Origin of the sequence: uncultured Tenacibaculum sp. (genome assembly GCF_947502995.1) — a bacterium.
Classification (GTDB): domain Bacteria; phylum Bacteroidota; class Bacteroidia; order Flavobacteriales; family Flavobacteriaceae; genus Polaribacter.
The window spans coordinates 1-7,751 of the sequence record NZ_CANNBW010000042.1 but is presented as its reverse complement, the minus strand read 5'-3'; the positions used below and the strand labels follow the sequence as shown (position 1 = coordinate 7,751).

Annotated in this window: 7 protein-coding genes; 4 read left to right on the top strand and 3 right to left on the bottom strand. The window is 30.2% G+C overall.

Annotated features, from left to right (window positions below; translation table 11 throughout):
* Positions 1-131: 131 nt before the first annotated feature.
* Positions 132-1,172 carry a rhodanese-related sulfurtransferase gene (locus Q1A46_RS20575; protein WP_095071536.1) on the bottom strand — a complete coding sequence of 347 codons (1,041 nt, stop codon included), beginning with the start codon at positions 1,170-1,172 and terminating at the stop codon, positions 132-134.
* A gap of 193 nt (positions 1,173-1,365) precedes the next feature.
* On the opposite strand from Q1A46_RS20575, the gene Q1A46_RS20570 reads away from it, so the two are divergent.
* Together Q1A46_RS20570 and Q1A46_RS20565 are read left to right on the top strand one after the other, a co-directional pair.
* A complete protein-coding gene (locus Q1A46_RS20570; RefSeq protein ID WP_095071534.1) occupies positions 1,366-2,373 on the top strand; it encodes an aspartate-semialdehyde dehydrogenase in 1,008 nt (335 codons plus the stop codon).
* A gap of 65 nt (positions 2,374-2,438) precedes the next feature.
* Positions 2,439-3,098, top strand: a complete 660-nt coding sequence (locus tag Q1A46_RS20565; RefSeq protein WP_299683507.1) for an HD domain-containing protein — start codon at positions 2,439-2,441, stop codon at positions 3,096-3,098.
* A gap of 72 nt (positions 3,099-3,170) precedes the next feature.
* Here Q1A46_RS20565 and rpmA read toward each other — a convergent pair whose 3' ends face one another.
* Both rpmA and rplU read right to left on the bottom strand, forming a co-directional pair.
* Positions 3,171-3,431, bottom strand: coding sequence for a 50S ribosomal protein L27 (gene rpmA / locus Q1A46_RS20560; RefSeq protein WP_095071530.1), 261 nt, complete (start codon positions 3,429-3,431; stop codon positions 3,171-3,173).
* A 22-nt stretch (positions 3,432-3,453) separates the two neighbouring features.
* Positions 3,454-3,960, bottom strand: coding sequence for a 50S ribosomal protein L21 (rplU, locus tag Q1A46_RS20555; RefSeq protein WP_299683502.1), 507 nt, complete (start codon positions 3,958-3,960; stop codon positions 3,454-3,456).
* Positions 3,961-4,206: 246 nt separating this feature from the next.
* On the opposite strand from rplU, the gene Q1A46_RS20550 reads away from it, so the two are divergent.
* Both Q1A46_RS20550 and Q1A46_RS20545 read left to right on the top strand, forming a co-directional pair.
* The gene (locus Q1A46_RS20550) at positions 4,207-5,520 is read left to right on the top strand and encodes a pitrilysin family protein (RefSeq protein WP_299683500.1); all 1,314 of its coding nucleotides are present in this window, start codon (positions 4,207-4,209) and stop codon (positions 5,518-5,520) included.
* 30 nt (positions 5,521-5,550) lie between these two features.
* Entirely contained in the window at positions 5,551-7,599 is a 2,049-nt protein-coding gene (locus tag Q1A46_RS20545; RefSeq protein ID WP_299683498.1) for a pitrilysin family protein, read from the top strand.
* The last annotated feature ends 152 nt before the right edge of the window (positions 7,600-7,751 follow it).

Here is a 7,751-nt window from a genome sequence, read left to right as displayed (position 1 = left end):
TTCGCTTTTTCTTGGGTACAGTGTTATTCATAAAATAAGTCTAAATTGTGTAAACTTATTTCAGGACGGGACATTTATATAGAAAAAGCCACATTAATGATGTGGCTTTTTTATGGAATAAATAGTTTATGTTAACTATTACTTTTTTGAAATTTAAGCTTTTCAGATCTTCCTTTTTTGAAAATCTTATTACTAGCATGTTTCCCTTTACGTAAAGCTTTTTGCTCTTCAAATGGCAAATGAATTATTTCTTGACATTCAGGTGAACAAGTATTCTCCATTTTCTCAGCACATTCATCACATTGAATAAATAACAAATGACAACCTTCATTCGCACAATTTGTATGTGTATCACAAGGCTTTCCACATTGATGACAATTAGAAATTACATCATCCGATATACGTTCTGCTCTTCTATGATCAAAAACAAAGTTCTTTCCTAAAAACTTATTTTCTAATCCTTCAGACTTTACTTGTCTTGTGTATTCAATGATTCCCCCTTCTAATTGGAAAACATTTTTAAATCCTTTGTGTTTGTAATATGCCGAAGCTTTTTCGCAACGAATTCCACCTGTACAATACATTAAAAGATTTTTATCTTCTTTATGTTCTTTTAAATCCTCTTCAATAATATCTAAAGAATCTCTAAACGTATCTACATCTGGTGTAACAGCACCTTTAAAATGTCCTATTTCACTTTCATAGTGGTTACGCATATCTACGCAAACAGTATTTGGATCTTCTAGCATTTTATTAAACTCTTCAGCTGACAAATGCACTCCTTTATTAGTTACATCAAACGTATCATCATTTAAACCATCTGCTACAATCTTCTTTCTAACTTTTACTTTAAGTTTTAAGAAAGATTTATTGTCTTGCTCAACAGCAACATTTAATCTAATATCCTTTAAAAAAGAAATACTATCTAATTGCTCTTTTAATGCTAGAAAGTTCTCAGCTGGTACAGAAATTTGAGCATTAATTCCTTCATATGAAACATAGGTTCTACCTAGAACATCTAAAGCATTCCATTCTATAAATAATTTATCTCTAAAAATCTGTGGGTTTTCTATCTTGAAATACTGATAGAAAGAAATAGTAAGACGGTCCTTGCCCGCTTCGTCAATTAATTTAGCGCGTTCTTCTGCGCTTAACTTGTTGTACAGTTGCATGCTATACCTTTTTAAGTTAAACAATATTTTAGGCTGCAAATGTACAGAATTTTAGTTTTTATTTCCTATAGATCATTTTGTTTAAATTTCAACAAAATATGAATTTTATATACTTTTACCATGGTTTTAAAACTTTTTTTACTGAAATTTGTAGTAAGAAATTAAAAATCAAAGTATAAAAATATATTTCATCATGAGAGTAGCTGTAGTTGGTGCAACAGGAATGGTAGGTAATGTAATGTTACAAATTTTAGAAGAAAGAAACTTTAATATTAGCGAGTTATATTTAGTTGCTTCAGAACGTTCTGTAGGTAAAGAAATGACCTTCAAAGGAAATACATACAATGTAATCGGATTACAAGATGCAGTGAACTTAAAACCAGATATCGCTTTATTTTCTGCTGGTGGAAGTACTTCTTTAGAATGGGCTCCTAAATTTGCTGAAGTAGGTACAACAGTAATTGATAATTCTTCTGCTTGGAGAATGGATCCTACTAAAAAGTTAGTAGTACCTGAAATTAACGCAAGCGAGCTAACTGAAAGTGATAAAATTATTGCTAACCCAAACTGTTCTACAATTCAAATGGTAATGGCTTTAGCTCCTTTACATGCAAAATATGATATGAAAAGATTGGTGATTTCTACATATCAATCTATTACAGGAACTGGTGTAAAAGCTGTACAACAATTAGAAAATGAAGTTAATGGTGTTGAAGGAGAAAATGCTTACCCACACCCTATCCATAAAAATGCATTACCACATTGTGATGTTTTTGAAGAAGCTGGTTATACTAAAGAAGAGTTGAAGTTAACTAGAGAAACGCATAAAATATTAAACGATGCTAGTATAGGAATTACAGCTACAGCAGTAAGAATACCTGTAGTTGGAGGGCATTCTGAGTCTGTGAATATTGAATTTGAAAATGATTTTGAATTAAATGAAGTTAGACAAATTTTAGCTGAAACTCCGGGAGTAATTGTTCAAGATGATATTGAAAATAATGATTATCCTATGCCATTAAACGCTCATGGTAAAGATGAAGTATTTGTTGGTAGAATTCGTAGAGATTTATCACAAGCAAATACATTAAACTTATGGATAGTTTCAGATAATCTAAGAAAAGGTGCAGCAACAAATGCTGTTCAAATTGCTGAGTATTTGGTAGAAAAAAATTTAATTAAAAGTGCTTTAACAGTATAAATTTTATTAGTTATAAATTTTATTAAAATCCTACTATCACTAGTAGGATTTTTTATTTTTGAACTATGAACCGAACTACAGAAGTTATTAATAACACTATAAGTCATGTTAAATCAGTATTACAAGATGCTGAAGGCGGACATGATTTTTTTCATATTGAACGTGTATATAAAAATGCTATGAAAATAGCTAAACAAGAGCAACAAGGAGATAACTTAATTATTGCTTTAGGTGCTTTATTGCATGATATCGCAGATAGTAAATTTCATAATGGAGATGAAACGATCGGACCTAAAAAAGCTAGAGTATTTTTAGAAACACAAGAAGTTGAAGAAAATACCATAATACACGTCATAAAAATTATTGAAAATATTTCTTTTAAAGGCGGAAACTTTACACAAGAGTTTAAGTCAATAGAATTAGATATTGTACAAGATGCCGACCGTTTAGATGCAATTGGAGCTATAGGAATTGCAAGATGTTTTAATTATGGTGGATTTAAAAATAGAGTTTTATATGATCCTGAAATTAAACCTAACTTAAATATGTCTAAAGAAGAATATAAGAAGTCTACTGCCCCAACAATTAATCATTTCTATGAAAAACTATTATTATTAAAAGATAAAATGAATACATCGGCTGGTAAAAAGATGGCAGAGCAAAGACATTCTTATATGGAAAACTTCTTACAACAATTTTATAATGAATGGAATGCTGAAATTTAAATGCAAGTATTATAAAAATAAAAAACGCTCAATCAATGATTGAGCGTTTTTTATATCGAAAATCTAAGTTTCTTAAGCTTCAAATGGAAGTATAGAAACATAAGATCTGTTATCTCTCTTCTTTTGGAATTGTACAACACCATCAACTTTAGCATGTAAAGTATGATCTTTTCCCATGTAAACATTCTCACCTGGGTAATGTTGAGTTCCTCTTTGACGAACAATAATATTACCTGCAATAGCAGCTTGTCCTCCAAAAATCTTTACTCCTAATCGTTTCGATTCCGATTCACGACCGTTCTTCGAACTACCGACACCTTTCTTATGAGCCATCTTTCTAAGTTTTTAAAATTAATTACTTACTTAAAGCTTCAATTAATTCAGCTTTCTTTAAAGAAGTATAACCAGTGATACCTCTTTCTTTAGCAAGAGCTTTTAACTCTGCAACAGTCATAGAACCTAGTTCTTTAGTCTCTGTATTTGCTTCTTTAGCTGGTTCAGCTTTAGCTTCTTCTTTTTTAGGAGCAGCTTTCTTAGCAGCTTTTACGCCTGAAGCAGCAATATTTTCGATTTGGATTTCACTTAAGTATTGACGGTGACCATTTTTCTTTTTGTAACCTTTTCTTCTTTTCTTCTTGAAAACGATTACTTTGTCTCCTTTTAAGTGTCCTAAAATCTTTGCAGTTACACCTGCACCTTCTATAGCTGGGGCGCCAATAGTTACACTACCATTGTCATCAATTAACATTACCTTATCAAAAGTCACTTTAGATCCTTCTGCCTCTGGTAAACGGTGAACGTAAACTTTTTGGTCTTTTGCTACTTTAAACTGTTGCCCTGCTATCTCTACGATTGCGTACATACGAATTTGTTTTGCGTTTATTTTTAATTACTTATCACATTTCCACGCGAAATGCGGCTGCAAATATACACTTTTTATTCTGTATAACAAGTCCTTAAAACAATAAAAATACAGATAAAATTTCTATTTATCAATAGTCCGTATCTTTACAAAACTAAAATTAAATTAAATTATTAAAAAAAACAGTGTAACAAACAGATTGATGTTGCGTCAAACTCCCAAATCACTGAAAAACAAATTTAACTAATGAAAAAAATAATAGTAACTCTAGCTACTGTAGCTGCGGTAATTTCAGCTAAAGCACAGAAAGTAGAATTTGAAGAGTATGATTTAAACAATGGTATGCATGTAATTTTGCATGAAGATAAATCTGCTCCTGTTGTTGTAACTTCAGTTATGTATCATGTTGGTGCTAAAGATGAGCAACCAGACAGAACTGGAATGGCTCACTTTTTTGAACACCTTTTATTTGAAGGAACTAAAAACATAAAAAAAGGAGATTGGTTTAAAATAGTTTCTTCAAATGGAGGTAGAAACAATGCCAATACTACTGATGACAGAACTTATTACTACGAAATTTTTCCATCTAACAATTTAGAATTGGGGCTTTGGATGGAATCTGAGCGTTTATTACATCCTATTATCAAACAAGATGGTGTTGATACTCAGAATGAAGTAGTAAAGGAAGAAAAAAGACTACGTGTTGATAATCAACCATATTCTAGAATATTAGAAAATGTAAAAAAACACATGTTTAAAAAGCATCCTTATAAAGGAACTACAATTGGTAAAATGGAACATTTAGATGCTGCTACTTTAGATGAGTTTTTAGCATTTAACAAAAAGTTTTATGTTCCTAATAATGCTACCTTAGTTGTTGCTGGTGATATTAAAATTAAGGAAGCTAAGAAATTAATTAAAGAGTACTTTGGTAGAATTCCGAGAGGTAAAGATGTAGTAAAAGATTTTCCTAAAGAGGAACCAATTACTCAACAAATTAATGCTAAAGCTTACGATCCTAACATTCAAATTCCTGCTATGATCGCTGCGTATAGAACTCCTTCTATGAAAACTAGAGACTCTAGAGTTTTAGATATGATTTCTTCATATTTAAGTACAGGAAAAAGTTCTGTTTTATACAAGAAATTAGTAGATAGAAAGAAAATGGCATTAGCTGTTCAAGCAGTTAATTTAAGTCAAGAAGATTACGGTACTTATGCTTTATTTGGAATTCCTTTAGGTAAAGTTAAATTAGATGAATTATTGAAAGAAATTGATGAAGAAATTGTAAAACTTCAAAACGAATTAATTTCTGAAAAAGATTTCCAAAAATTACAAAATCAATTCGAAAATAGATTTGTAAGCTCTAACTCTAGTGTTGAAGGTATTGCTAGTTCATTAGCAACTTACAACATGTTATATGGAGATACTAACTTAATTAATACTGAAATCGATATTTTCAGATCTATTACTAGAGAAGATATTAGAAATGTAGCTAAGAAATATTTAAATCCTAATCAGAGATTAGTGATGGAATATTTACCAGAGCAAAAGAAATAATTTCAATATCAAAAAGAACGAAACAAAATCATGAAAACAAAAATATTATCATTCGTAGCCATTATAGCAATGACTTTTGCTACAAATGCTCAAAGAGATTTAAATTCACAACCAAAACCAGGGCCTGCTCCTAAAGTTAAATTAGGAAAGCCAGAAAAGTTTAAACTTTCTAATGGTTTACAAGTAATAATGGTTGAAAACCACAAATTACCTAGAGTTTCAGCAAGTTTATCGATAGATAACAAACCTTATTTTGAAGGAAATAAAGCTGGTGTTTCTGGACTTTTAGGTGGTTTATTAGGAAATGGAACAACTTCTATCTCTAAAGATGACTTTAATGAAAAAGTAGATTATTTAGGAGCTAATGTTGGTTTTTCTAGTAGTGGTGCTTTTGCTTCTTCATTAAAAAAGTATTTTCCTGAAATTTTAGGTTTAATGGCTGATGGAGTAAAAAACCCTCTTTTTTCAAAAGATGAGTTTGATAAAGAAGTTGAAAGAACTCTTGAAAATCTTAAGAATAACGAGAAAAATGTTACTGCAATTGCAAGACGTGTTGAAAGTTATTTAACCTATGGAAAAGATCATCCTTTTGGTGAATATACTACTCCAGAAACAATTAAGAATATTACATTAGAAGATGTAAAGAATAATTATAACACATATTATAGACCTAATAATGCTTATTTAGTAGTCGTAGGAGATATTAACCCTAGAGAAACTAAGAAATTAATTAAGAAGTTGTTTAGTGATTGGACAAAAGGAACTATTCCTGCTTACACTATGCCAAAAACAACTAATCCAAGTAAAACAGAAATCAACTTTATTAACATGCCAAATGCGGTTCAATCTGAAATCGCGGTAGTAAACAATGTTGATTTAACTTTAGGTGATAAAGATTACTACGCTGGTTTATTAGCTAATAATATTCTTGGTGGTGGTGGAACTGCACGTTTATTTATGAATTTACGTGAAGATAAAGGGTATACTTACGGTTCTTACTCTCGCTTAAGTCAAAGTAGATATGCTGGTACATTTAGAGCTACTGCTAGTGTTCGTAATATGGTAACTGATAGTGCTGTAGTTGAATTACAAAAAGAAATTAAGAAAATTCGTTTTGAAAAAGTTTCAGCAGAAGAATTAAAAAATGCAAAAGCAAAATATGTTGGAGATTTTGTAATGGATGTACAAAAACCAAGAACAGTTGCTAACTATGCTTTAAATATTGCTCGTTATAATTTACCTGAAGATTTTTATGAAAATTATTTAGAGAATATTAACTCTGTAACTTTAGAAGATCTTCAAAATGCAGCACAAAAATATTTTAAAGGAGATAAAGCAAGAATTTTTATTACTGGTAAAGGAATCGATGTTTTAACAAACCTTGAAAAAACTACTGATTACGAAATCAAATATTTTGATAAGAAAGGAAATTCTACTACTAAGCCAGAAATGAACTTACCTATTCCTGCTGGTGTAACAGCAGCATCTGTAGTAAATAATTACTTTAAAGTTATAGGAGGTAAAGATAAATTAGATAATATAAAATCTGTTTTTACTGTAGCTAATGGTAAAGTTCAAGGTATAGATGTTGTTTTAACAACAAAAACTGCTTCTCCTAACAAAACTTCAACAGTTGTTACTGGTATGGGACAAACTTTCATGAAAAATATTTTCGATGGAGAAAAAGGTTATACAGAGCAACAAGGACGTAGATTCGACTTTAATGAAAAACAAACTGAAGAAGCAAAATCTAATAGAACTCCATTTGAAGATGAGATTTATAAGTCTGGTAAACTAGATCGTATTGAAGCAGTTGATGGTAGCAATGCATATGTTTTAAAATATAATGACTTAGAAGTTTTTTATGATGTTAAAACTGGATATAAAGTAAAAACTATAAAAACAGTAAAAACTCCAAGAGGAGATCAACAAATACCAACAAACTTTTCTGATTACAAAGAAGTAAACGGTGTAAAATTCCCTCATAAAATTATTCAAAAAATGGGACCAATGGAATTAAACTTCCAAGTAAAAGAAATTAAAATCAATGAAGGTGTTACCGATGCTGATTTTAAATAAAAAAGTTTAATTTATGAGTCGTCCTAAAATAGGTTGACAGTTTTAAAAAGTATTATTTAAACCAGAGAAGCTAGATTCTCTGGTTTTTTGTTGTGTATAAAATTAGGAGTTTTCATATTCAAACTCAAATGTGGTCTCAAATTATTATAAAC